The organism is Vibrio proteolyticus NBRC 13287 (assembly GCF_000467125.1).
In the GTDB taxonomy this organism is placed as follows: Bacteria; Pseudomonadota; Gammaproteobacteria; order Enterobacterales; family Vibrionaceae; genus Vibrio; species Vibrio proteolyticus.
The window spans coordinates 269752-294658 of sequence record NZ_BATJ01000001.1 but is presented as its reverse complement, the minus strand read 5'-3'; the positions used below and the strand labels follow the sequence as shown (position 1 = coordinate 294658).

At 49.3% G+C, this 24907-nt stretch carries 25 protein-coding genes and 1 riboswitch; of the genes, 17 read left to right on the top strand and 8 right to left on the bottom strand.

Annotated elements, in window-relative coordinates; all coding sequences use genetic code 11:
- Positions 1-36 precede the first annotated feature (36 nt).
- The 4 genes from VPR01S_RS01320 to VPR01S_RS01305 all read left to right on the top strand — a co-directional run bounded on the left by VPR01S_RS01320 (position 37) and on the right by VPR01S_RS01305 (position 6181).
- A complete protein-coding gene (locus tag VPR01S_RS01320) occupies positions 37-1437 on the top strand; it encodes a sensor domain-containing diguanylate cyclase (protein ID WP_021703483.1) in 1401 nt (466 codons plus the stop codon).
- A 389-nt stretch (positions 1438-1826) separates the two neighbouring features.
- Positions 1827-3377, top strand: a complete 1551-nt coding sequence (locus VPR01S_RS01315) for an ABC-F family ATP-binding cassette domain-containing protein (RefSeq protein ID WP_021703482.1) — start codon at positions 1827-1829, stop codon at positions 3375-3377.
- Complete coding sequence (locus tag VPR01S_RS01310; RefSeq protein ID WP_021703481.1) at positions 3367-4515, top strand: MFS transporter; 1149 nt, start codon at positions 3367-3369, stop codon at positions 4513-4515. Before VPR01S_RS01315 ends, VPR01S_RS01310 begins: the two co-directional genes overlap by 11 nt.
- A 385-nt stretch (positions 4516-4900) precedes the next feature.
- Complete coding sequence (locus VPR01S_RS01305; RefSeq protein WP_021703480.1) at positions 4901-6181, top strand: mechanosensitive ion channel family protein; 1281 nt, start codon at positions 4901-4903, stop codon at positions 6179-6181.
- A 28-nt stretch (positions 6182-6209) separates the two neighbouring features.
- On the opposite strand, the gene VPR01S_RS01300 is transcribed toward VPR01S_RS01305, so the two are convergent.
- A complete protein-coding gene (locus tag VPR01S_RS01300; protein WP_021703479.1) occupies positions 6210-7520 on the bottom strand; it encodes an oligosaccharide flippase family protein in 1311 nt (436 codons plus the stop codon).
- A gap of 219 nt (positions 7521-7739) precedes the next feature.
- A complete protein-coding gene (locus VPR01S_RS01295; protein ID WP_021703478.1) occupies positions 7740-8057 on the bottom strand; it encodes a DUF1840 domain-containing protein in 318 nt (105 codons plus the stop codon).
- A 282-nt stretch (positions 8058-8339) separates the two neighbouring features.
- Between VPR01S_RS01295 and VPR01S_RS01290 the strand changes: the two genes are divergently transcribed.
- Together VPR01S_RS01290 and VPR01S_RS01285 are read left to right on the top strand one after the other, a co-directional pair.
- On the top strand, positions 8340-9032 hold the full coding sequence (locus VPR01S_RS01290) for a cysteine hydrolase family protein (protein WP_040902113.1): 693 nt from the start codon (positions 8340-8342) through the stop codon (positions 9030-9032).
- Positions 9033-9122: 90 nt separating this feature from the next.
- Positions 9123-10136: a GlxA family transcriptional regulator gene (locus VPR01S_RS01285; protein ID WP_021703476.1), complete on the top strand. Its 1014-nt coding sequence runs from the start codon at positions 9123-9125 to the stop codon at positions 10134-10136.
- Positions 10137-10455: 319 nt separating this feature from the next.
- On the opposite strand, the gene VPR01S_RS01280 is transcribed toward VPR01S_RS01285, so the two are convergent.
- From VPR01S_RS01280 to VPR01S_RS01265, 4 genes are all read right to left on the bottom strand, one after another.
- Positions 10456-11058 carry a DUF4326 domain-containing protein gene (locus VPR01S_RS01280; protein WP_021703475.1) on the bottom strand — a complete coding sequence of 201 codons (603 nt, stop codon included), beginning with the start codon at positions 11056-11058 and terminating at the stop codon, positions 10456-10458.
- On the bottom strand, positions 11058-11498 hold the full coding sequence (locus VPR01S_RS01275; RefSeq protein WP_021703474.1) for a DUF488 domain-containing protein: 441 nt from the start codon (positions 11496-11498) through the stop codon (positions 11058-11060). Before VPR01S_RS01275 ends, VPR01S_RS01280 begins: the two co-directional genes overlap by 1 nt.
- Positions 11499-11506: 8 nt before the next feature.
- Complete coding sequence (locus VPR01S_RS01270; RefSeq protein WP_021703473.1) at positions 11507-12121, bottom strand: dual OB domain-containing protein; 615 nt, start codon at positions 12119-12121, stop codon at positions 11507-11509.
- A gap of 336 nt (positions 12122-12457) precedes the next feature.
- Positions 12458-13939, bottom strand: coding sequence for a carboxypeptidase M32 (locus VPR01S_RS01265; protein WP_021703472.1), 1482 nt, complete (start codon positions 13937-13939; stop codon positions 12458-12460).
- A 168-nt stretch (positions 13940-14107) separates the two neighbouring features.
- Between VPR01S_RS01265 and VPR01S_RS01260 the strand changes: the two genes are divergently transcribed.
- Positions 14108-14740: a LysE family translocator gene (locus VPR01S_RS01260; protein ID WP_021703471.1), complete on the top strand. Its 633-nt coding sequence runs from the start codon at positions 14108-14110 to the stop codon at positions 14738-14740.
- A 75-nt stretch (positions 14741-14815) separates the two neighbouring features.
- Here the strand turns inward: VPR01S_RS01260 and VPR01S_RS01255 are convergent, their stop codons facing one another.
- Positions 14816-16195: an alanine/glycine:cation symporter family protein gene (locus tag VPR01S_RS01255; RefSeq protein ID WP_021703470.1), complete on the bottom strand. Its 1380-nt coding sequence runs from the start codon at positions 16193-16195 to the stop codon at positions 14816-14818.
- 109 nt (positions 16196-16304) lie between these two features.
- Positions 16305-16402: riboswitch (glycine riboswitch) on the bottom strand.
- Between the two features lie 381 nt (positions 16403-16783).
- Here VPR01S_RS01255 and VPR01S_RS22825 point away from each other — a divergent pair.
- The 4 genes from VPR01S_RS22825 (at position 16784) to VPR01S_RS01235 (ending at position 19126) form a co-directional block, all read left to right on the top strand.
- Positions 16784-16942 carry a hypothetical protein gene (locus VPR01S_RS22825; protein ID WP_021703469.1) on the top strand — a complete coding sequence of 53 codons (159 nt, stop codon included), beginning with the start codon at positions 16784-16786 and terminating at the stop codon, positions 16940-16942.
- 20 nt (positions 16943-16962) lie between these two features.
- The gene (locus tag VPR01S_RS01245) at positions 16963-17700 is read left to right on the top strand and encodes a hypothetical protein (RefSeq protein WP_021703468.1); all 738 of its coding nucleotides are present in this window, start codon (positions 16963-16965) and stop codon (positions 17698-17700) included.
- A 229-nt stretch (positions 17701-17929) separates the two neighbouring features.
- Positions 17930-18697: a ferredoxin--NADP reductase gene (locus VPR01S_RS01240; protein ID WP_021703467.1), complete on the top strand. Its 768-nt coding sequence runs from the start codon at positions 17930-17932 to the stop codon at positions 18695-18697.
- Positions 18698-18781: 84 nt separating this feature from the next.
- Positions 18782-19126 carry a ribosome recycling factor family protein gene (locus VPR01S_RS01235; RefSeq protein WP_021703466.1) on the top strand — a complete coding sequence of 115 codons (345 nt, stop codon included), beginning with the start codon at positions 18782-18784 and terminating at the stop codon, positions 19124-19126.
- A 49-nt stretch (positions 19127-19175) separates the two neighbouring features.
- Here VPR01S_RS01235 and VPR01S_RS01230 read toward each other — a convergent pair whose 3' ends face one another.
- Entirely contained in the window at positions 19176-20153 is a 978-nt protein-coding gene (locus VPR01S_RS01230; protein ID WP_021703465.1) for a KpsF/GutQ family sugar-phosphate isomerase, read from the bottom strand.
- A 561-nt stretch (positions 20154-20714) separates the two neighbouring features.
- Between VPR01S_RS01230 and srlA the strand changes: the two genes are divergently transcribed.
- From srlA to srlR, 6 genes are all read left to right on the top strand, one after another.
- Entirely contained in the window at positions 20715-21263 is a 549-nt protein-coding gene (gene srlA, locus VPR01S_RS01225; protein WP_021703464.1) for a PTS glucitol/sorbitol transporter subunit IIC, read from the top strand.
- Positions 21264-21278: 15 nt separating this feature from the next.
- Positions 21279-22262, top strand: coding sequence for a PTS glucitol/sorbitol transporter subunit IIB (gene srlE, locus VPR01S_RS01220; RefSeq protein ID WP_021703463.1), 984 nt, complete (start codon positions 21279-21281; stop codon positions 22260-22262).
- 12 nt (positions 22263-22274) lie between these two features.
- A complete protein-coding gene (locus VPR01S_RS01215) occupies positions 22275-22637 on the top strand; it encodes a PTS glucitol/sorbitol transporter subunit IIA (protein WP_021703462.1) in 363 nt (120 codons plus the stop codon).
- Between the two features lie 52 nt (positions 22638-22689).
- Positions 22690-23469, top strand: a complete 780-nt coding sequence (gene srlD, locus VPR01S_RS01210; RefSeq protein ID WP_021703461.1) for a sorbitol-6-phosphate dehydrogenase — start codon at positions 22690-22692, stop codon at positions 23467-23469.
- 95 nt (positions 23470-23564) lie between these two features.
- The gene (locus VPR01S_RS01205) at positions 23565-23921 is read left to right on the top strand and encodes a transcriptional regulator GutM (RefSeq protein ID WP_021703460.1); all 357 of its coding nucleotides are present in this window, start codon (positions 23565-23567) and stop codon (positions 23919-23921) included.
- An 81-nt stretch (positions 23922-24002) separates the two neighbouring features.
- Positions 24003-24779, top strand: coding sequence for a glucitol operon DNA-binding transcriptional repressor SrlR (srlR, locus tag VPR01S_RS01200; RefSeq protein ID WP_021703459.1), 777 nt, complete (start codon positions 24003-24005; stop codon positions 24777-24779).
- The last annotated feature ends 128 nt before the right edge of the window (positions 24780-24907 follow it).

Here is a 24907-nt window from a genome sequence, read left to right as displayed (position 1 = left end):
AAACAGCGCGAAAGTATGGTCAATTGGAGTGACGGAATGAAGCCCTTAAATTTGCAAAATGTTGATACGGAATTGGACTCTCACGTGCTGTCCCAAGTGTTTGAGCATATTGATACGGCCGTCATTATTGCCACGCTTCAACGTGAAATCGTCTGTATTAACAGTGCAGCCAAAAAGCTGTTTGGTTTCCAAGAAGGTGAGGTTATCGGGGCGAGCACGCGCATTCTGTATGCCACGGATGATGAATATGAGACCTTGGGTTTATCACGTTATAACGTTGAGGCTGAATGTATTAGTGATTCGTATATTGCAGACTACAAAACAAAAGGCGGACGAATATTTCAGGGTCAGACTTCTGGTGGCGTTATTAAAAACTTCTCGGGCGAGAATCTTTTTTATATTGCGATGATCAAAGATGAATCTTCTCGATTATCCGCAGAAGAAACATTGAATAAGCTGCATGAAATTACCTCATCGAGACAATTAAGTTTTGAACAGCGCGTTGATGAGATTTTGAAATTAGGGACAGAGCACTTTGGCTTGCCGATCGGTATCTTCAGCAAAATTGACGGCAACGATTACATTGTGCAGCGTGCCGTGCATCCGGATGATGCGTTAGAGACTGGCATGACATTCGAGCTTGATGCGACCTATTGCAGTCACGTGTATAACGCCGATGACGTTCAGGGTTTTCATCACGTCTCAGACAGCGAAGTTGCTACCCATCCGTGTTTTAAGAACTTTGGTCTGGAAGCGTACCTTGGCGCGCCGATTTTTGTTGATGAAAAGCGGTATGGCACGCTGAATTTTTCCAGTCCGGAACCGACCCGTCCGTTTATTCGTCAGGATATTGAGTTAATCCGTTTATTTGCCGAGTGGGTCGGGCATGAAGTCGCACGTAACAATGATTTGCTGGCGTTGGAAAATGCACACGTTCAAATGGAAAGTATGGCCAACACGGACGCGCTGACTGGACTGGCAAATCGAGGTTGTATGGAGCGCATCCTGCTTGAACAGATTCGCATTGCGCAAAATCAACGTACCGAGGCCGTGGTCGCTCTGCTCGATCTCGATCATTTTAAAGCGATCAACGACAGCTACGGCCACCGTACCGGAGACGAGGCGTTGAGAGAATTCGCGCTACTGGCGTCCAAGCTGTGTCGCAAAGAGGATTTCTGTGCCCGCTGGGGGGGCGAAGAATTTCTGATCATTTTGCCGCGCACGGGTTTGGAAGGCGGGCGCAGTCTTCTGGCTCGATTACAACGCGAACTGCGTGATGTGAGTGTGACGCATGAAGACTCGGAAGTGAACTTTACCGTGAGTGTCGGGGCAACGGTGATTCGTCAGCAAGACAGCCCGAACGAGTTGCTGACCAGAGCCGACGAGCTACTCTACAAAGCCAAACACAAAGGACGCAACCGAATTGAAACAGGTTGAGCTTACGGCAATCACCATCTGCGCTGACGCGATGGTGCCACTTTTAGTGATTGACTTTTATCCGGCGGTATCTTAACTTTGCCGCCGAATGTTTTTATAGATAACTCTCTACCATGATTTATATCCTGTTCAAGAACTTCGTGAGAAGGCTGAGCTCCGCGCAAATACACGATGAAGTGTTGCTCGGAGCCTGAAAAACCAAATCTTCATCAGATGTTGTAATGCGTGAACAGCGCAGGCTAGCTGACATCTGAAAGTAATGGTTAGAGAGGTAGGCCGGTAATGCTTTATCACCGGCCTTTTTTGTGTCTGAAAATCAGAGACATCAATATCGTACAGATTCCAGGGGCCGGTACTTGTTACCGGCCCCTTTTTTATGGTTTAAAAACATGAGTTTATTAGTTATCAAACACCTGGGCTTTCAGGTGGAAGACAAGGTTTTATATCAAAACGCCGATTTCGCTCTCCATCGTGGTGAGCATCTGGGTGTCACCGGACCAAATGGTGCGGGTAAAAGTACCTTGTTCAAGCTATTACAAGGTGAGTATCTGCCGGATCACGGTGACATCCTCTGGCAGCCGGGTGTGAAAGTTGGCTACCTCGATCAGCACCTTGAGATTGATCCCTCGCTGTCAGTATTCGACTTTATGGCGACCGCTTATGCGCCTTTACTGGCTGCGGATCGCGAGCTGAATCGCCTCTATGCGCAAATGTCATCAGCGGTGTCCGATGCAACACTGAATCGCGCGGCAGAGCTGCAATCGCTGTTGGAAGAAGGGGGCTTCTACCGCCTGACTCATCGTGTTGAACAGGTGGCGGCGGGGCTGGGTATTCTGCCACTTGGAATGACCACACACATGAGTGGTTTGAGTGGCGGTCAGCGCCATAAAGTGATTTTGGCTAAACTGCTTCTGGAAGAGCCGGATGTGTTACTGCTAGATGAGCCGACCAACTTTCTCGATACGGATCACGTGACCTGGCTGGCGGAGTTTCTCAATCAATATTCAGGTACGTTTATGGTGGTATCGCATGACACGGCATTTCTGAATCGGATTGCCGATGGTATATGCGACATTGACCATCAACAGATCCGAAAATACAAAGGCGGCTACGCAAAAGCGATGGTGCAGAAGGAGCAGGAGACGCTCAACCAGCTTAAGCAATATCAGTCCCAACAACAGAAAATCGACAAGCTTGAAGCCTACATCAGCAAAAACGGTGCGGGTGTGAACGCCAAGATAGCCAACGGCCGCAAAAAGCAGTTGGCGAAAATTGAGCGGGTGAACAAGCCGCAGCAAAAGAGTCAACCAGAGTTTGGTTTTTCTCACGCGCCTCTGAGTGCCCAGACGGTTCTGACCGCAACTCGGCTTGAGATAGGCTATCAACATGCCTTGTTACCGGCGATCAATCTCGATATTCAGCGCGGCGAAAAGCTGGCGATTGTTGGCTTTAACGGTTTGGGTAAGTCGACACTGCTGAAAACGCTGATCGGTCAGCTCAATCCTCTTGCCGGGGACATTCGACAGGCCAACGGCATTCAGTGGGGGTATTTTTCTCAGGACTTACACTGGGATTACCCGGACAGTACTCCCATGCAGGTGATGCGAGCATCGTGTCGCCAGTTGAATGACAAAAGTGCGCGTCAGAAGCTGGCGGAGTTTGGCATCAGCGGCAATAAATCCTTGCAGCCGCTGCGCAGTTTGAGTGGCGGTGAGCAGACCAAGGTAAAGTTGTCGTGTCTGGCGGTCAGTAAATCAAACGTGTTGGTGCTTGACGAACCGACCACCCATTTGGATGTCGACGTAAAAGCGGCGTTAAAACAGGCGTTGTGTACCTACGCTGGCACGGTGATCGTGGTATCGCACGAGCCGGACTTTCTGGCCGACTGGCCGGATAAAGTGATTGATATGGCAAAGATGGAGATGTGTGATGCCAAATAAAATGTTACCCGCGCTGTTGTTCCTGATTGCGTTCTTGGTGGGGGCGGATGAGCTGCTGCTTGGCCCGATTTTGCAACCCATCGGACAGGATTTGGGCGTGCCAGCAGAACGGATCACGTTGTTTATCACTGCCTACAGCTTGGCGATTGCGTTTATCGCCCCGTACTTTGGTCGCTTATCAGACCAATGGGGAAGGCTGCGCATCATGTTGCCAGCTTGTGTGTTGTTCGGTCTTTCTTCGATCGCTACTGGTCTGGTTGGCCAATTCGATGTGGGTTTACTGACGCGGGTGATGACTGGCTTAGCCAGTGCCGGCATGTTGCCGATCGCGTTTGCATTGGCCGGTGATCAACCGGGTGATAAAGCGATGAAGCACATTACTCTGGTTCAGGCAGGTCTGACTTTGGGAATGATTACCAGCCCGGCTATCGGAGCTTTTTTGACAGAGTGGCTGTCCTGGCGCGCAGCGTTTATCGTGTTAGGTGCAGCGGCACTGATGGTGTCGGCATTGCTCGCTGCCCAGGGCGGTGCGCATTACGCCAAAAACAAGACAGCTAAACCGGAGCAACCTGCCATGGCGCAACTGCTACGGATTCCGGGCGCCCGCGGAGCGCTTCTGGCAATGGGGCTTGGCCTTGGTGGGGGGATCGGCGTCTTCAATCTGGTGGGACAGCGCTTACGTGATGCCACTGAACTGGACATTGCACTGGTTGGCTTAACGTACGCGGTACTTGGTGGCGTCAGTGTGATGGGCAATATGGTGATGTCGCGAGCCATTCGACGCTTGGGTAGCGGCCGTGCTGTGATGCGAGCTGCACTGGTGGTCTGCCTGCTGTGCAGCGCCTGGGTGTTCGGTGCATCCGCAACGGATGTGCTGATGTTTTTGCCGGTGCTATTTTTCTGGTCTCTGGCCGGGGGAATCGGCTCGCCGGCGCTGCAAAGCCACATTGCGCAGTTGTCAGATTCGCATCGCGGCACTTTGATGGCGCTGGGCATGAGTATGATGCATTTGGGCGTTGCGATCTGGTCCGGTCTGGCGGGTTTTGCTTACTCACTGGGAGCCGTCTGGCTTGCCGTGTTGGCGGTGGGTTTGTTTGCCGCTGCGATTGCTGCCCTAAAACCAATCCCCCGTCAGTGAGGCTGATTGATTGCTCTAAACCAAAGCCGTCGTTTGGGCGGTTTTGGTCGTTGCTCAGTTGCAATCTGTTACAGCATTTAGGATTTTTCTGACTTGATTACTGCCTGAGTCGCATCTAGGGTGTCAGGTATATTCGTTGTGGTTATCGCTCACGAAAACATTGGTCGTAGCCCCGGTATCACATACAATGGGTTGCTTACTGTTGAAGCGAAGTACGAGTTTCGCGGATAAGTGAGTGACACTGCGCAACAGATGGGTTTCAATCACGCTTTCTTAACGAGTCAGATACAGTCAAAGATAGTGTGGCTTTTGTTTCCGCATGTGTATGTTATGAAAATCATATGTACGGTTTTTGAAGAGTCTCCAGTTCGGAGCGGAGTTTTTTATGTTGCAGTCCTTTGAAAATTGGCTCAGTCAATACAACATTCAACTGTCGCAGTTGATTCAAGTCGGTGAAGCGCTTGGACTCATTCTGCTCATCGCTATCATCATCCACCTGGTGTTGCACCGTGGTGTGGTGGCCTGGCTGAAACGCAGTGCAGACAAGTCTCAGGCCGTGTGGCGACATGAACTGTTCAGCGGCAACTTATTCAGTCGGGTAGCGCTGCTGATACAAGGGATTGTGATCGGCATTCAGGCCAATCTGTGGCTATCCGACGAGAGTGCAATCCGCGAGATGTTGCTGACGATTGTCGCGCTGTGGGTGGTGTTGTACGCGATGTTGTCGCTGTTCTCGCTACTCAATGTGGTCGATGTGCTGGTAAACCGCACCCAGGTTGGGCGCAATATGCCGACCCGAGGCATCATTCAGAGCGTCAAAATCATCGTTTTTGTGATTGCGGCATTGCTGTTTACCTCCATCCTGATAGGCAAATCCCCGGTGATTCTGTTGAGTGGCCTGGGTGCCATGACAGCGGTCGTGATGTTGGTGTTTAAAGATCCCATTCTTGGTTTGGTTGCGGGTGTGCAGCTGTCCGCCAACAAAATGTTGAGTGTAGGCGATTGGTTGGAGATGCCGAAATACGGCGCGGATGGTGATGTGATCGACATCAGCCTGACCACAGTGAAAGTGCAGAACTGGGATAAGACCATCACAACGATTCCGACTTACGCACTGATCTCTGACTCGTTCAAAAACTGGAAAGGGATGACTGACTCCGGCGGCCGACGCATCAAGCGTAGCGTGATGATTGATACGACCAGCGTGCATTTTCTCAGTGATGAGGAAGTTGCCGATCTGACGAAAGCGCAACTTCTGGAACCGTATATCAAAAACAAAGTTGAAGAGATCACGCTCTATAATGAACAGCACAACGTCGATGACACCAGCACCATCAATGGTCGTCGTCTGACAAACCTGGGCAGTTTCCGCGCGTATCTTGAGCGCTACCTGCGTGCGCATCCGGAAATTCATAAGAATATGACGCTGATGGTTCGCCAGCTTGCGCCATCGCATGACGGTATCTCAATGGAGATCTACTGCTTTACCACCACAACGGCGTGGGTTGAATACGAGCGTATTCAGTCGGACATTTTTGACCACCTGTACGCGGTGATGCCAGAGTTTAACTTGCGTGTTGCGCAGGCGCCGACGGGCAGTGACTTCCGCCAATGGCATCAGGAACGGCCAAAGCCAAACCCACTGGCACAAGTGAGTAACGGATAAAGTAAGAAGCTCCCGCAAGGGAGCTTTTTTACGCTTGTTGATAATCCTGATCGTGAGTCATTACTTTGAAGGTATGATGTTGATAGAGCCAGATCGCAATACTGCAACTGAAAAGAGTCAGTAACGTCGCCGCCGCCGCGCCATCAATGCCATATCGAGGGATCAGCACAAGGTTGAGTGCAGCGTCCAGACCTATGCCGGTCAAACCAATCCACACGACGTTTTTGCCACGTTTTACGTATTGCAGCCAGGTGGACGAAAAAGCCGCCAGTCCCCAAATAGCATACGCGCCACACAGCAGAGTAAGTGCCTGATTGGCTGCCAGGTATTCCTCACCAAACATTCCGAGCAGAGTATGTCGCAAGGCGAGCAGCACGACAAATAACCCGCCGAGTACCCAGAAAATCAGTTTTTGTGCTTGATGGTAAACGGCCATGCTCTGTTTACTGCCTTCATGAACCGCAATCCCAAGCAGCGGCAGAAACAACCCTGCGATTGTCGTCTGTGCCACCGGCAGAATATGAGCGATCGTCGCAGCGGCGCCAAAATGGCCGACTTCATTCTCTTCGGCCAGCCATTCGAGCATGAACAGATCAATTTGATTCAGCGCCACGGTGACCAGCACGGCTGCCATCATGGGAAGCGATTGTTTGAGTAGCTCACGGTGGTTGGTCGGATATTTCGCCGCCGCCAGTGACACAGAAATCAAAGCCAGTTGACGCAGTTTGAACCACTGCCAACTCACCAGAATTAACACGGCTAACGCGCCACAGGTGATGACTTGCCACAGTGCCAGTGAGCCGAATAGCCAGAAAATCATAACGATCATGGCGGTTTTCATCAGAGGCAGCGCGACGCGCCATGGCAGGTTGGAGAGGATCAAGAACTTACCGGATTGCAACACCCGGCTGAACAGAGCCGCGGCCGCGATCAGCGGCAATACAAACGACATCAAGACTAAGGGGTGGTGTTGGTCCGAACCGCTGACAAACAGGTGCAGATAACTGCCCGCGTAAGTGACAATGATCAACACAACGGACAGCAGTGTGGCTGTTTTCAGATAAAACCGAACAAACGACCACACCGGACGATTGTTGCCCTGATCTAACGTGGCCGATAACATTTTCGGTGCCACACGATCGCCACCCAGCAAAATCACCATTGACGCCAGCACCGCGTAGGCGTACGCCACTTTATAGTCGCCGTACTCATGGCTGGTTAAACGTCCACTCAGTGTCAGGTTAAACAGATAATCAGCCAGAAAGCTGACCGGAATGGCCGCGAGCAAAATGACACCATTAATGCCAAGCTTGATTGAGGGTTTGGATTCGACCGTCACAGTAGTTCTCTGATTTGATTTAGATAATTCATCTAATGATAACAGGATAGGAGAGTGGAGGGGCTAGGTCACGCAGATTGAGACTCGCGCTTTTCGATGAACTCAATATATGGAGGGTGATGTCACCACTGTTACTCAGACAATAGTGTCATTCCGAATGCGCCAGATACAACTGGCGCTTAGATAGATTAAAGCGAATTCAATTCCAAGACGTTTCTGTTACGTTGACTCCCACATCACATCGCATTTTTCTTTCACGGCGGCGCTGAGCAGTTCGATAAGAGGTAAAGCCCGATGGTTGACACTGATGGCTGGCTCGGCATCTTCATCCGAATCATTCTCGGGTTCTGCGTTGGCAGCTTTACGTTTTTCTACCTCTACCGCGGCTTTGAGCTGCTCCAGTGCCTGAGGGACATCGTTCGCCAGAATAGCGCCGGGTACGGTTTCACTGTGTCCCATCAGTTTTAGCATCTGCAAGCCCACATCACCAAACATCGTAATGTTTGCATATGCCTTACAGCGAAAGGTAATTAACATAGTGAATCCTCTTAAAGTGGACCAATCAGGCTTAGCAGCTAAGCTGCAACACTCTGATTCGCGTTGATAATCTCTATAAACCATAGCACAGCCATGTTTACTGAACATACGATAATGTCACATCAACATCCGCGGATGGCCTGAAATGTTCGGTGTGTTCATTTTGGCCCAAAAGTACTGTTTTTCGTCACAAAGCAGACTGTCAGCAACATCGCGCATTCCGCATACTGCTCCCACATCAGGCAATCGCGCCTGTAACGAAAACACGTGAGGAGAACGAGAATGAAAAAAACAGCAGTTTGCAGTGCACTGGCACTTTCAATGGCAACGGCCTCGGCCGCCGCGGAATCTACGAATGCCACGTCAGCGCCCACGATCCGGACGATGACTCAGGCTCAAGCGCCGACAGAACTCCATGCAGGTTCCACCGCGGTGCTGGTGATTGACTTTCAGAACGAATATTACACGGGGCGTATGCCTATTCCGAATGGCAAGGAAGCACTAAAAAAAGCCAAGCAGGTGGTTGGTTTTGCGCATCAGAACAAGATGCCCGTCTATTTTGTGCGTCATGTGGGGGCTGCTGACGGTCCATTGTTTGCCGAAGGAAGTGTGAACGCGGAGTTCCATCAGGATCTGCAACCGTTGGATACCGATTTTGTCATCAACAAAGCAACCCCAAGCTCATTTGTTGGCACCAACCTGGACCAGCAGTTGAAAGAGAAGGGGATTAAAACTTTGATCATTACCGGCCTGATGACTCACATGTGTGTGTCTACAACGGCCCGTGATGCCGTGCCGATGGGCTACGAAGTGATTATCGCGGAAGACGCCACGGCTACTCGTGATTTGGCTAACTGGGATGGAAGCGTGGTTGATCACATCACTTTGCAACGCGCTGCAATCGCAGGTGTGGCCGACGTGTTTGCTGATATTAAGACCACGCAAGCAATCGTAGACATGCCAGTGATACGATAACGAACTGCATGCGTAACACCGCCAGCTGATACCAAAATGGGTATTAGCTGGTATCTTTGAATGAAACGACGCAAAAGGAATACTAGGCAGATGATACATGCAGTGAGCAAGCCCGAATCAGGCCACCTTTCAAAAGTGACGATTGGTATCGTGGTTTTTGATGGCATTATTCCTTTTCATTTGTCGGTGCCGTACGAAGTGTTTGAAAAAGTCTTAAATGTCGATGGAACGCCCGCTTGTGAGATCACGATCTGCGCGGCGAAGCCTGGGGTGCTAAAAACCAGTGCCGGGTTTTCGATGATCGTCGAAGAGGGGCTAGCAGCGATGAGTTCAAAAGACATCATCATCGTGCCAAGCTGGGACGACCCCGCGCATCAACCAGAAGCGTGTATTCTTGACGCCCTGCAACAAGCTCATGCCAGAGGGGCCCGTATCATAGGTTTGTGCATGGGGGCGTTTGTGGTCGCGGCGGCTGGATTACTTGATGGCCGAACAGCGACCACGCATTGGCGCTGGGCACAATGTTTTCGTGATCGTTATAAACAAGTATCGGTTGATGAGAAGGTGCTTTACATCGACAACGGCGACGTTGTTACCTCCGCTGGTACCGCTGCCAGCATTGACTGTTGCCTGCACATCGTACGTCAGATCTGGGGTTCACAGACGGCCAATGCGGTCGCTCGGAATCTTGTGGTACCGCCACATCGACAAGGTGGTCAGGCGCAATATATTGATGTGCCCGTTCCGGCTGTGAACCAGCGTGAGCCGTTATCCGCCATAATGGAGTGGGCGATTGAAAACCTTTCCATGCCGCTTACGGTCGACGTTATGGCAGAAAAAGCATGTATGAGCAGGCGCCACTTCACGCGCCGCTTCCAACAAGCCACGGGCAGCAGCTTCTCGCAATGGTTAGTCAATCAACGTCTGATTGCCGCGAAGCACTATTTAGAAACCACAGATCAAGCCATAGACCGCATTGCCGAACAAGCGGGTTTTGCTTCGGCCACGTCGTTAAGACGACATTTCCGACAGCAATTTGATATCTCGCCGGCAAGCTATCGGCAGGTGTTTAGGGGAGGGCGTGGTAAGAAAAGTTTTGTCTAGAGGTGTTGCGGTCATAACAAAAGGTCACGGCGTCACTTCCGTAGCAGATGGATACAGAAAGGGCAGAAACTTTTGAGTTCTTCCGCCTAGCATGGAGATGGAAGGACTGCCTAGAACGTTTTTGGACAGAAATGAGCTAGAGACTTTACTCTAACCCTTGTGGTTAAGATTACGGGACGTATGGCAAACGACGAGATCTGAACCCATAACACCACAAAAATTGATGTTAAAAAAAATTAGGTAAGGAAGGATATAATAAATATCAATAAAACATGAAACCCCATTCTTACATCGGCTTTGAAAGGGGTAATATGAGAGTTTATTTACCGTCATCCCAAGAGTTCAAAAAATCAGCTAGTACATCACCATGACAGGCTTGTGGTTTACAAAAACAACCTAATCTTTTGCCAGCTAAAGAGTAAACCTTTGATTTATCGACATTTAAAAATTTATCATAATCGAAGTCATACTTAAATTTTCTTATCACTTCATCACGATCACCATCCTCAAACATTGAGTAGGGATTTCCCCAGTATGATCTTCTACCGATGTATTCATAGTGAGGACTATTCGTTTCAGTTTGATACTTTGTATCAGATTTTATGTTAATAACTCTTGTAATATGAATACGTATGAATCTAAGAGGTATTTGAGCTGTTTTCAATAACTCAACTTCAGAGACAAACTCTTCCCCATCATCAAAAACTATCGCATGTGTAATGTCATCACACGACCAGTTAGATAAATGATTAGAGCTTGCTATACCAGCGTTCTCTGCGCAAAACACCTCTATTAACTGATTTGGATCATGGGGATAAATCAACTCCACATCATCCAAACTCGATGTTATCTTACCCACTTTTCTTGCAAATTTTGAATAGCAGTTAAAAAGTTGAGGGTATAAAATCAATATCTTCGCCATTAGTACAAGTGCTTAACTTTCAGGTTCAAATCAGTATGCTCATTTAAATACTCTACCACTAAGCGCCTATGACATAAATGTGGTTCGTGTTCACTACACAGTAAGCAACCTTGATCGAGTAATGATGGCTTAACTAAACGCTCAATATTACGTTTGGCCATTAAGTTTAAGAACTTGTCTTCGTATAGCTCCCAAGACATATCACCTTTTTTGTAAGGGTTAAGAATTTCTTTGGTTGGAGCTAATTCAGGCATATGAACATATTCCGCACCACAAAGCTCTCGTAAAAAGAACTTCAAATCATCTCTTTTCGCAAAGCCAGCCAGTTGAGATACGTTATTAAGACGAACATCAATAAGAGTTTTCACTTCTGAGTTTTTCAAGTATCCAAAAAACATCTCTGCTTTCTTTTGGGTAAATCCTATTGTGTAAATATGCATAATAACCCTCAAAAAATTGTTGCTACAAGTTTGTAGCAATAGCCCTGATATTGTTCACCTAAGCTAACACATAGTATGCCTAAAGTTGGTAAATTATCCCTTACAATCTCATCAAACCGAGGATCTGTAGCAGCAAGGTCATAATCAATACCTCCATAGGAGAACGAGGCTCTCCGCTTATCATCATCTGTATAATACAGCCTTAAATTTTCTACTTGTACTAGATACAGTGATTGAGGCACTTGATATAAACCTTCTGCTATTAGAGCATGCACAACTCTATTACCATCCCCCCAAAGATCCACTGGATTGTCTAGTAGAGTATTCAACTGTCCAGCATCAAATGAATAATTTTGAACCCAAATAGTGCCATCAATCAAATAATTTTCAGGCTGATGAGGAAGAGGTGCATGTTGCGCAATTCCTATACGAGCTTTTTGAAGAGGCTTAACACTAAAAGTGCCATGTGGGTTTTGTATTCTAGCTTGTTGATTGCTTAGCTCTCCACCTTGTAAATTTGAAACTGGTCTTATCCATCTCCCCGTATTAACACACTTTCCAGCGACACAATGTTGACCATGCTTAATAGAATTAGCTAATACCACGATTTCAGATTGAGGCATATGATCTCCTAATTAATTTAATGCTATTCAAAAAAGAGCAAATCTATATTAGTCAATATGTCTACCATCATTCGAAAAGCGTTACTTTGAAAGCGATCAATCTTCAATAGAAAACTAGTTGCTATACCACCAATTGCACCAAAGGAGGCGAAGGCTTTAGCCTTGCCTTTTGCTTATCCATTAGAAAAAGTATGATAAAAAGAATTGTTGGGAGTTACTCTATTAGGAGAGCTAGCAAGGAATGGGGCATAACCATTTTAGCCCCACACTGGGCAACCAACTAAAAAGGCTCGCTAATATTCACGTTGGCGAGCCTTTTTTATTTAATGGTGAGGGTTAAAGATAACGGCTTTTTAGGTGTTCTTTAAAGTAGTTGGCGTTTAAGGTGTCTCCCGTTGCTTGCTTCACCAGTTCGTCCGTGGTGAGCAGGCTGCCATTACTCCAGATATTGCTTTCCAGCCAACTGAAGATGGGGGTTAGATCGCCGTTGCGAATGGCGCCATCTACGTCTACGCTTTGCTTCATTGCAGCCATAAACTGCGCGGCGTACATCGCGCCCAATGTGTAGCTAGGGAAGTAACCGAATGAGCCATCTGTCCAGTGGATGTCTTGCATACAGCCGTTCTTGAAGTTCCCTTCGGTTGAGAGGCCAAGGTAAGACTGCATCTTTTCATTCCACAGCGCAGGTACATCGGTGTGCTGGATATGGCCGTTGATCAGGTCACGTTCAATTTCGTACCTTAGGATCACATGCGCAGGATAGGTGAGCTCGTCGGCATCCACGCGGATAAAATCTTTCTTCACTCGGGTGTAGAGCTTTTGGAAGTTCTGGGTTGAGAACAGCTCTGCATCGTGGTCGTTGAAGTGCTTACCGGCAAGTCGTGCCAAATGTTCGATAAACGCTGCGCTGCGGCCCACCTGCATTTCGAAAAACAGTGACTGAGATTCATGAATGCCCATCGAACGTGCTTCACCGGCCGGTGTTCCAGCCAGGGCTTTTGGCAAGCCTTGTTCATAACGGGCGTGACCAGTTTCATGCACAATGCCCATCAGAGATTGCACGAATTCGCTCTCATCGTAGCGCGTGGTAATACGCACGTCGGTTGGCACGCCGCCACAGAAAGGGTGCACGCTTTCATCGAGACGGCCGTGGTTGAAGTCAAACTGAAGCAGTTTCATCACATCCAGCCCCAGAGCTTTCTGTCTGGCGGTATCGAAGCGGCCTTGAGGCTCAACGAATGCTTCGTGGCTTTGCTTTTCAATCGCTTGATCAATCAAATCCGGTAGCCAGGTTTTCACATCAGCAAACAGTACATCCAGTGAGGCCGAACTGGTGCCCGGCTCGTAGATGTCCAGCATGGCGTCGTATGGGCTAAGGCCCGTAGCCTCTGCGCGGATTTGTGCTTCTTCGCGTGACAATTTCACGACTTCTGCCCAGTTTTTTTCAAAACCCGCCCAGTCATTGTCGCCGCGTTGGGTACGCCAGGCGTGCTCACATTTTGAACCCGCCAGAGATTTAGCCTGAACCAGAGATTCGGGTAACACGTTTGCCTGTTGCCACTGACGTTTCAGCTCGCGCAATGAGGCACGTTCTTGTGTGGTTAGATTTTCGCTTTCTGCTTCGGCAAACCAGTCACCCAGCTGTGGCTGAGTTAACAGACCGTGAATATGGACAGACAGCTCAGCCATCGCTTCAGAGCGGGCCTCGTTGCCGCCAGACGGCATCACCGCCGCCTGATCCCAGCCGCAAATGGCTGCGAGATGATTAAAGTGAGAGATTTTTTGGGAGTGTTGAACCAACTTGTTGAATGCACTCATAGAACGCCTTCCGTGACTAATCATTAAAATAATTCATATTGAACGGCAATTTTACCAACGATTAACATCTCGACCAAGAAATATCCTGATGCGAGGAGTCGAATGGATAGTATTTGACTGTAAAACGGAGTAATTTAAGTTTCTTATTTGTTTACAAGGATGTCGACGTTGATTGAGAACTTTGAAGCTTTCCTGATAGCCATCACGATTCTTACCCTAACACCCGGTTTAGATACCGCTTTAGTGATTCGCAATACCACCCGTGGCGGCTTTGCCGATGGCAGTGTCACCAGTGTGGGTATTTGTGCTGGTTTGTTTGTTCACGCGACGTTTTCCGCGATAGGGATTTCGGCGATTCTGGCTCAGTCTGCAGAGCTGTTTAATGCCGTCAAAATGGTGGGGGCGGCGTACCTGATTTATCTCGGTATCACCAGTTTGCGTGCTACAATGCAGGGCAATGCTCCACTGAGTGTCAATGAGGGGAGTACTTCGCAACTGGTGGTGAAACGTTCACTGCGCGAGGGCTTTTTGTCGAATGTGCTTAACCCGAAAACTGCGGTATTCTACTTGGCATTCCTGCCTCAGTTTATTAACCCTGAAGGTTCACCGCTGTTGCAATCACTGCTGATGGCCAGCGTGCATTTTGTGATTGCTATGGTGTGGCAATGTGGATTAGCCGGCGCGTTGAACAAAGCCAAATCGCTGCTCAACAGTGCCCGTTTTATGCGTTATATGGAAGCGACCACCGGCGTGGTGCTGGTGGCCTTAGGCGTGAAGCTTTTGGTGGAAGAAGCGCCGTAACCAACCGCGTTCACTCAAATAAAAAATAAGCGCCGATAGGCGCTTATTTTTTATCGTGAGATACAGCGGAATGATTTATGACTGAACCTGCATTTTCGCTTGATTTGGCGTGGCGACCAGCGCGTCAAAGTAGTTTCGGGTTTCTTCGACGATCACCTTACGCAGTGCGATCAGGCCAATCAGGTTTGGAATCGCCATCAGGCCGTTCACGATGTCGGCGATAAGCCAGATCATATCCAGTTGCAGGAAGGCTCCGGAAGCAACCAGTGCAACAAACACCAGCTTGTAAACCAACACCGCTTTGGTGCCAAACAGGTACACCACGCAGCGTTCTCCGTAATAGTTCCAACCCAAAATCGTGGTAAAGGCAAAGAACATCAGGCCGATAGAAACCAACATCGGGCCAAGCGTATCGGAGTTCAGACCTTGCGCGAATGCGTATGTGGTCATCGCCGCACCAGAATAATCGCTCTGCCAGGCGCCTGTTAAGATCAGAGCCAGGCCAGTCATGGTACAAATGATGATGGTGTCAAAGAAGGTACCGGTCATCGAGATCAGCCCTTGCTTCACGCATGAATCGGTTTTTGCAGCTGCCGCCGCCATTGGGGCACTGCCCAGGCCGGATTCATTGGAGAATACCCCGCGGGCAATACCAGATTGAATCGCCAACATGATGCTCGCGCCCAGGAAACCACCGGTTGCAGCGGTTGACGTAAAGGCCGACACCAGCACCAGTTCCACGGCTTCAACCAAACGGTCGGCGTTCATCACGATCACACTGACACAGGCGATGATGTAGAACAGCGCCATGGTTGGCACCACTTTACCGGCCACTTTGGCAATCGACTGTATCCCGCCGAGCGTGACAAAGGCGACCAGCAGAGTCAGCACCACCGCGGAAATTTCACGTGAGACACCAAACGAGATCTCACTGGCATCGATGATGGCATTCACTTGTGGAAACGTACCGATACCAAAGCAGGCCACACCCAGTGCAAAGATGGCAAACATCACCGCTAACGCTTTAGAGCCTACGCCGTATTGCAGGTAGTACATCGGCCCGCCGATCATCTGGCCTTTGTCGTCGACTTTGCGGTATTTCACCGCCAGCAGACACTCAGCGTATTTGGTTGCCATACCGAACAGCGCGGCCAGCCACATCCAGAAGAGGGCACCTGGGCCACCAAGTTTGATGGCAGTGGCCACACCGACAATGTTACCTGTACCTATGGTCGCGGAAAGGGCGGTACACAGCGCCGCAAAGCTGGATACATCGCCTTCGGCGGCAGATTTGTCTTTACTGAACACCATTTTCAGGGCAGTTGGCAGGTGACGAAACTGGATCAGGCCTAAGCGAAAGGTAAAGTAAACACCGGTGCCGACAAGCAGAATTAAAAGTGGTGGACCCCAGACAAAGTTGTCGATGGTCTGTAGTAAAGAATGAAAGTGGTTCATGAATTCCCCTTAATTGATAAAGCATTACTAAGGAGAAGAGGGAAAGGGGGAGATCAACGATCTCAACAGATCACTAACGACAGAAAAGCCGCTAGCCGGATAATGTTCTTTCCACTCCTCTGTCCTTTTGCCTGAGAGTTTCACCCTGTTTGCACACGGCTTGCTCCTTCGGCGACCGATTGAACGGTTCTCTCCAGAGGTTCCTCCAACTACAGTCCTCGCTTTCCCGTAAGGGTTTTCTAACCAGGGTTAGAATAAAGCACCTGAAAGATTTACTTCTTCGGCGGGTTAGTTTAACCAAATGTTATATATTGGTTAAAAACCACTCTCCTGCAGTCTTCATCGGAACAATCATCTATTGGTAGATGATTTGCTTTCGGATAGTAACCAAAAGATTTTGTGATGTCACCTACAAAAATCCTGTTTGTCGATGATTTGAGCAGTGGTGAGGCCGAAACTACTTTTTTCTGACCTTTATCCGCACGGAAATGGTATAAAATGGTAGTGTCTTTGCATGCTTAACTCTCTCATTTTGTTAAGGTTGCAAGAGGAATGATGGGGGAGCGTTTCCCTGAACAAGGAGTTGTTATGACTAGACTTTTGGCGATCGCAATTTTAGTAGTAATGGCATTTTTGTTGATCCGCTACCGGACGAACGAAAAATTACGAAAAGGTGTCGTGATCACGCTGATCGCCGGTTTTTTGGTGTATACCGCTTCCATCATTGTTGCTGAACTAACCCGCTGACGAGCAAACGGAGTAACCGAGTGAATAATAGTAATGAGACAAATCAACACGACGAAGATGTAGTAGTGATTGAAGAGCGCGATAAGCGCACTTATCTGTATATTGCTATTGCCGCTGTGCTGGGACTGGCTCTGGGTGGTCTGATTGGCTCAAGCGTCACGGCGAAGCAATGGGAAGCCAACTATCAGGTGTTGGAAGAGAAATACCAGCAGGTAGAAGACAGTAAAAAAGCCTCTGTTGATCAAGCGGCGCAGCGTCAGGCGGCACTGAGCGCTGAAGTGGAAGAGAAAATTAGCGCAGCGGTTGCAGAGCGCGACCAGGTGCATCAGGCCGAGGTAGAACAACTGAAAGCACAAATCAGTAAACTCGAAAGTAGCAATAAAACACTGAAAGCTCAGGTCAGCGAAAAAGCCAAGTTGCTGATAGAAGCGGACGACAAAAACATGAAGCTGAATGCGCAGGCCGATATTCAGGCGACAGTGCTGGAGCGCTCACGCGAAGTTTTCCAGCGTGAAGTGAAGGTTAAACAAGAGCTGGCGGCACTGCAATCTGAGCGTGAAAAACTGGTCCCTAAAATTGCTAAGTTGAAAAAAGAGTGCGATGTCTATCTGGAAGGGCGCTCATGGGATGCGAAATCCGATGCGTGTGATAAGCAAGACGAAGCCAACTCTCGTCTGAGTCAATTGGATCAAATGATCAAAGTGCATCAGATGGATCTGCAGCAGATAAAAGCCTTAACCGAAGGGCTGGGCATGTAAGCCAGAGAATCGAACCTAAGCCCCGCATCTTGCGGGGCTTTTTTATTGCGATGTCCCTACAGTTGTTGTGTTGATTTTTCTATCACCTCAGGAGTAAGTTAGTCACAGGCACAGGATGGTGACAGGGTCCTGAACCTGGGGAATATGACACGCAAAACCGATCAGTTTTGCTTATATCACCTAGGCTTAGAAGTAACAGCATTTCAAATCTGCCTTGATGGAGGATTGTATGAAAGAAGTACCTCGTGACCTAATCCCGGGCACAGTCGTGCGACGAAAAGACTGGACGAAAAATCAGTTCAGTTTGTGGGTGGACGCTGATATCGGCCGCTATGACGCCGGGCAGTTTACGAAACTGGCGTTGCAGGAAGACGAAGACCAGTGGCACAAGCGCGCGTACTCCATGGTGTCTAGCTACCGGGCATCCGGCTCGCATCTGGAGTTTCTGATCATTACCGCTGAGCACGGTAAGTTATCCCCACGTTTACATCAACTGAACACTGGCGATACCGTTTATGTGGGTCAGACGGTATCCGGTTTTATGACGGTAGGCGAGTTGCCTGAGCCAGCAAAAGAGCTTTGGATGCTTTCCACTGGTACCGCGATTGGCCCGTTTATCTCTATTTTGCGTGAGCCTGATGCACTCAGCCATCTGGATAAACTGGTGCTGGTGCATGCCGTGCGTCATGAAGAAGATCTGGTCTACCGAGCAGAGATCGAAGAACTGCAGGAGCACTATCAGGGACGTTTAGTGTATGTGCCGGTTGTATCCCGAGAGCCAGTGCCTTATGCGCTCAGAGGCCGGATTCCTGATTTGCTGAGCAGCGGTGCCATTCAGCAGCAGGCCGGCGCGACGTTGTCGGCAGACAAAAGCTTTGTGTATCTGTGTGGTAACCCGGATATGGTTCACGATACGCAGGATGTGCTGCAGCAACTTGGTTTAGAAAAGCACCTGCGCCGTAAACCAGGTCAATACGCCAGCGAAAATTATTGGTAACAACCACTGCAACATCAGGTTCGCTTTGGCCGAACCTGATGTTTTTGTATAATCTGCCAATCATTTCCTTTGACTCTGTTCCTCATGTTATCCGTTCAACTCAATAGTTTTGTCCACCGTGTGGCAGACAAACAGCACGTGTTGTCGCTGGTACAAGCGTGTGGCGTCAGTCTGAAACGTATTCGACGTTCACGCCATTGGCTACTGAGCGGAGAAGAGCAGAACTTGCGTCAGTTACACCAGCAACTCAGCGCCGATTACTATTGGATTCAGCTTGCGATTGAAAAGCAGTTGCCCGCGCCCAAAGCGACGCCAGCCGAAGTGATTGCGCAACACCCCGGTATTTCGGCATTGGCGTTGGTGGATATGTGTGGTTGTAGCCTCAGTGAAGCGAGGCAAGCGATTGATTTGGCAGAAGGGTTTGAGTGACAGCGCCGCTATCGCCGCGCTGTCTTGATTCTGAGTTGAGTAACTCAGCTCAGTAAATACCCGCTTTTTGAATGGTATGCTGGTTGATGACGCCCACAAAATGGTCGTTCTCGTCCAGCACTGGCAACGCGGTAATCGCACGTTCGCGCATCAACGTTAGTGCATCGAAGCACAGCGCCGAATGGGACGTTGTCACGGCGCCCGGTTTGATCAGGTGACTAATCGCGGTATCCGGTGCGACGCCCTTGGCAAATGAGCGACGCAAATCACCGTCGGTAAACACCCCATGCAGCTTGCCATCTGCAACCACTGCGATTAAACCAAACCCGGTTTGACACATCACTCCCACGGCTTCCTGCAGGCTGGATTCTGGTGAGCAAAAGGCGTTTTTGTGCGGCGCATCCAGCAGTTGCTCTACACTGGTCAACAAGCGGCTGCCCAAAGAGCCCGCAGGATGAGATAACGCAAAATCATTGTGATCAAAGTTGCGAAGTGTCATCACGGTTAACGCCAGCGCATCACCAAGTAACAGGGTATTTGCCGCACTGGCAGTGGGCGCCAAGCCAAGTGGACACGCTTCTTTTTCTGCCGCGATATCTAGCGCCAGGTTACACTCTTTGGCCAGAAAACTGTTGAGGTTGGCGGTCATCCCTATGGTGGTAATTTCCTGACGCTTGAGCAGTGGCACCATCAGTTTAAATTCATTCGCTTCGCCTGAATTGGAGATCAGGATAACCACATCACCATGACGTGCCATGCCCAGGTCACCGTGTAAGGCTTCTGCCGGATGAACGAAGAAAGCCGGGGATCCGGTGGATGCCAGGGTCGCCGCGATTTTCTTACCAATATGCCCGGATTTGCCAATTCCCGTCACAATCACTTTCCCGCTGCAATTCAAAATAGCCTGACAGGTATCAGCAAACGACTGGTTCAAGGTATTCAGCAGCCGTTTCGCCTGCTCCAGTTCCTGTTCAATCACGCCACGACCGAGCTGGCAGATTTCTTCAATTGAGTGATGTGTTTCCATGATCATGTCCGGTGTTGTTCGCTCGCTTTGACTTAGCCAATACGGTTGACTAAGCCACGATGTAATTTTCATATCAAAAGCTCAATGCTCAGTTAGTTCGATGAGTGTCTTTTAATTTGAAAGAAATGATGCCATTAGTTTTACACCAAGTGATGAATGATAGGTAGTGACTTGGCTTACATCTGTGACTTAGAGCAGGCATATGCTGTCTGGATAACGGGTCTCGAATGACAAGACGACTGGCTCTGACTATCACGACGACTCGTTTTATGTTGGGATTAATGTTATTAAAAACAGTAATTTAATCCTGTGTCCGGTCGGGTATCCTATAACTATTCCACATGGGCACTATCGCACTTTTCCTCCTGTTGTCATTGACCGTGATGACCATTTTTGCTCCTTTTTAAATTCAGCATTCTCCTTTCATTTGTTTTATTTTGAAAATTATATAGTGTGATTTTAATCAACAAAGTAAAAACTTTTTCTTTTAAAGTGAAAATTAAAGTGAAAGTATAAAAGTGAGCTCTGACACAGAGCCAATAACAACAACGAGGTTTGATTATGGAATGGATAATTCACGGAGCGGAATGGTTTATCGGACTGTTCCAAAAAGGGGGAGAGGTGTTTACAGGTATGGTGACCGGTATTCTGCCTCTCTTAATTGCATTGCTGGTGGCGATGAATGCGCTTATCCGGTTGATAGGCCAAGATCGGGTTGAAAAGCTGGCGCAGCGCAGTGCCGGAAATCCGGTTTCCCGCTACCTGGTTTTGCCAGTGATCGGCACGTTTATATTTTGTAACCCGATGACGCTCAGTCTCGGTCGCTTCCTGCCGGAGCGTTACAAACCTTCCTATTATGCGGCAGCCTCGTACAGCTGCCACTCAATGAACGGTTTATTCCCGCACATTAATCCGGGTGAGCTGTTCGTGTATCTCGGTATTGCCAGCGGTCTGACAACTTTGGGCTTGCCACTTGGTCCCTTGGCCGTCAGCTATCTGCTGGTGGGGATGGTGACTAACTTCTTCCGTGGCTGGATCACCGATTTTACGACGTCCATGGTCGAGCGTCAGCAAGGCGTCCAGTTGGAACGTCAGGTTCACTTCAGCTAACAGAGGAAATGGAATATGTCTCAGGTATTACGCATACAAAAAGGCAATGGTGGTTGGGGTGGCCCGTTGGAGCTACCCGTCGAAGCCAACAAGAAAGTGGTGTACATCACCGGGGGAACGCGTCCCGCTATTGTAGACCGTATCGCCGAGCTGACTGGCTACGACGCGGTGGATGGGTTTAAAACCAGCATTCCCGATGAAGAGGTCGGCGTGGCGGTGATTGACTGCGGCGGCACTTTACGTTGCGGTTTGTATCCGAAAAAACGCATCCCAACCGTGAACATTCACTCTACAGGAAAAAGCGGGCCGTTGGCGCAGTACATCACAGAAGATATTTACGTATCTGGCGTGCGGGAGAACGATATCCAGTTGCTCGATGGCGACGGCGTTAACGTTCAACCCGTCGTTCGAGACGCAGCACCGCAGGAAGAGAGTAAGTACGACACCAGTAAAAAGCTCACTCAACAGAGTGACAGCCTGCTGGCCCGCATCGGTATTGGTATGGGATCGGTCATGGCAACGTTCTTTCAGGCAGGGCGTGAAACCATTGACACGGTGTTAAAAACCATCCTGCCGTTCATGGCGTTCGTCTCCATGTTGATTGGGGTGATCATGGCCTCCGGCTTGGGGGATGTGATCGCCAATGCACTAACGCCGCTGGCGCAGAATCCTTTTGGCCTGGTGACGTTGGCATTGATCTGCTCGTTCCCGCTGCTGTCGCCGTTTCTTGGCCCCGGCGCGGTGATCGCGCAGGTGATTGGGGTGCTGGTCGGTACGCAAATTGGTCTGGGAAATATCCCGCCGCATCTGGCACTGCCCGCCCTGTTTGCCATCAATGCTCAAGCGGCGTGTGACTTTATTCCAGTTGGTCTTGGTCTGGCAGAAGCCAAGCCGAGAACAGTCGAGATTGGGGTGCCATCGGTGTTGTATTCGCGCTTTTTGACCGGCGCACCCACCGTGCTGCTGGCCTGGTTTGTCTCCATGTTTATCTATCAATAGGAGGAAGATGCAATGTCACCACTGTATCAGGTAAAGATCGAAAGTATTGGTGAGTTTGCCAACAGCGCGTTGGAAGACGACATGATGATTATTTTCAGCAATGTTGCGCCTGTCGATGCGGCTGAATACTGCTTCATTCACAACCACGACGCGCTGAAAGGCGACATAAAGCCTGGCGGAGTGTTGAAGCTGGGGGAGCAGCAGTATCCGATCACCGCGGTGGGTGAGGTGGTTAACCAAAACCTCGCCGAGCTTGGCCATATCACGATCCGGTTTGACGCGTTGGCGGAGGCTGAGTACCCAGGGTGCCTACATGTGAATGGTGCCCGTCCACAACAGGTTCGTTGTGGCGATGAAATTGTGTTTTTGAATTGAGTATTCGTGCTCTGCGCCTGTGGCAGAGCACATTTAGAGTAAGGTGTAAGTTATGAGTAAAGTTGCGTTAGTTGTCGGTGGTGGTCAGACTTTGGGTGAATTCCTGAGTCTTGGGCTGGCGGATGAAGGATATCGTGTCGCGGTCGCGGATTTGAATGGCAGCAATGCCGAGCAGGTTGCAGAACGTATCAACCGCGAATACGGTCAGGAGACGGCCTTCGGTGTGGAAGTCGATGCGACCAAAGAACAGAGCGTGGTCAACATGGTTCAAAGGGTGGATGACTATTTTGGCCGGATTGATCTGTTAGTCTACAGTGCCGGCGTCGCTCAGGCGGCCAAAATCGATCGTTTCCCGCTGGACGCCTGGCAGATGTCCATTGATGTCAACCTGACGGGATATTTCCTCTGCGCCCGTGAAGCCGCCAAAGTGATGATTCGTGAGCAGCGTGGCGGACGCATTATCCAGATCAACTCGAAATCAGGTAAAGTAGGCTCGAAGCACAACAGTGGTTATTCGGCCGCCAAGTTTGGTGGTGTCGGACTGACTCAGTCACTGGCGCTGGATCTTGCTGAGCATAAGATAACGGTGCATTCCCTGATGCTGGGTAACTTGTTGAAGAGTCCGATGTTCCAGTCTTTGCTGCCTCAATACGCGCAAAAACTGGGTGTGCCAGAATCGGAAGTTGAGCAGATTTATATTGATAAAGTACCACTAAAAGCTGGTTGCGAATATCAGGATGTCCTCAATGTACTGAAGTTCTATGCCAGCGACGAGGCGGCGTACTGCACCGGTCAGTCGATCAATATTACCGGCGGGCAGGTGATGTTCTAATCCACCCCCGTGGATTAAGCCCTATGCTCCGAGAATAAGGGCAACTTATCTTGGGCAGGCCACTGGCTTGCCCCTTTTTAACAGAGAGACGAAAGATGGACTCAACAACGGTACTGATTTATTTTGCCGCCGGCGCATGGGCGATTCAGATTGTATTTGGCTACCTGCAAATCCGCGCATTCAATCGCATGCTTCAGGCGATGGCGCACAAAGGTCAGGTTAAAATTGGCCGGACTCAGAGCCGCTGGAAACCCAGAACGGTCGTGGTCCTGGCTGAAGACAGCGTGCACCGTATCGTGGATGCCAAAGTCATGAAGGGTATTTCGGTGTTCGCCAGACCCAAAACACTGTCGTCTTTGATTGGTCAGGTATTTCCGCCGCCTCAAGCGCTTTTGTCTCAGCTCGACATGAATGTTCAGGAAGCGTTAAGCGTCGCAATTTCTAAGCAATAGTGAAAGAATATCTTTCATTAACTTTTAAATTGAAAAAGAACTGTTATAGACTGTCATGAGTTTAATTATTAAGTCGATGCTATGAATTTAGATAACAGAAGAGCGCAGTTGCTGGATTATCTGCGTGCCAATGGTAAGACGTCAGTCAACAATCTGGCGGATACCTTTGAAACCTCAGGAGCCACAATTCGAAGCGATTTACGTTCTCTGGAAGAAGAAGGGCTGGTGATTCGCCGTTACGGCGCTGCAGAAGCGTGTTCACCGAGTGGTGTCAGCAGTGAAGACCGTTCTATGGATGAGAAACAAACGGTCAACCTAGATCGTAAGTGTCTGATTGCCAAAGCCGCTTCTCAATTGGTGAACGACGGTGATTCCATTATTCTTGATTGTGGCAGCACCACATTACAGATGGTGCCGCATTTTGAGCGCGTGATGGCACTGACCTTAATGACCAACAGCATTCACATTGTGAATGCCGTCGCCAATTTAGAAGCAGAACACACGGTGCTGATGCCGGGGGGCACTTATCGCCGTAAGTCAGCTTCGTTCCACGGAACATTGGCGGAGCAAGCGTTCAAGCAGTTCTCGTTCGACAAGTTGTTTATTGGTGCTGATGGCTTTGACCTTGCTCAGGGTACCACCACTTACAACGAAGCGTATCAGGTTAGTCAGGCGATGTGCCAGGCTGCAAATCAGATTATTGTGGTGACGGATTCCAGCAAGTTTGGCCGCCGCAGCCCGAATGTGGTGGTGCCGCTGGAGAAAATTGACGTCGTGGTTACCGACAGCCATATTTCGGCAGAAGATGCCGCCTATCTGGAAGGCAAAGGGATTCAGGTGATCACAGTAGATGCCTAGTGTAGATAGAGAATCGTAAGACAGGGAAGCCCAAAGGCTTCCTTTTTTATTGCGTTTTATTTTTCATTTTGTTGTCTCTTTCAATTTTATGCTTTTAGAATGAAAATTCTTGGTGATTAAAATCACGC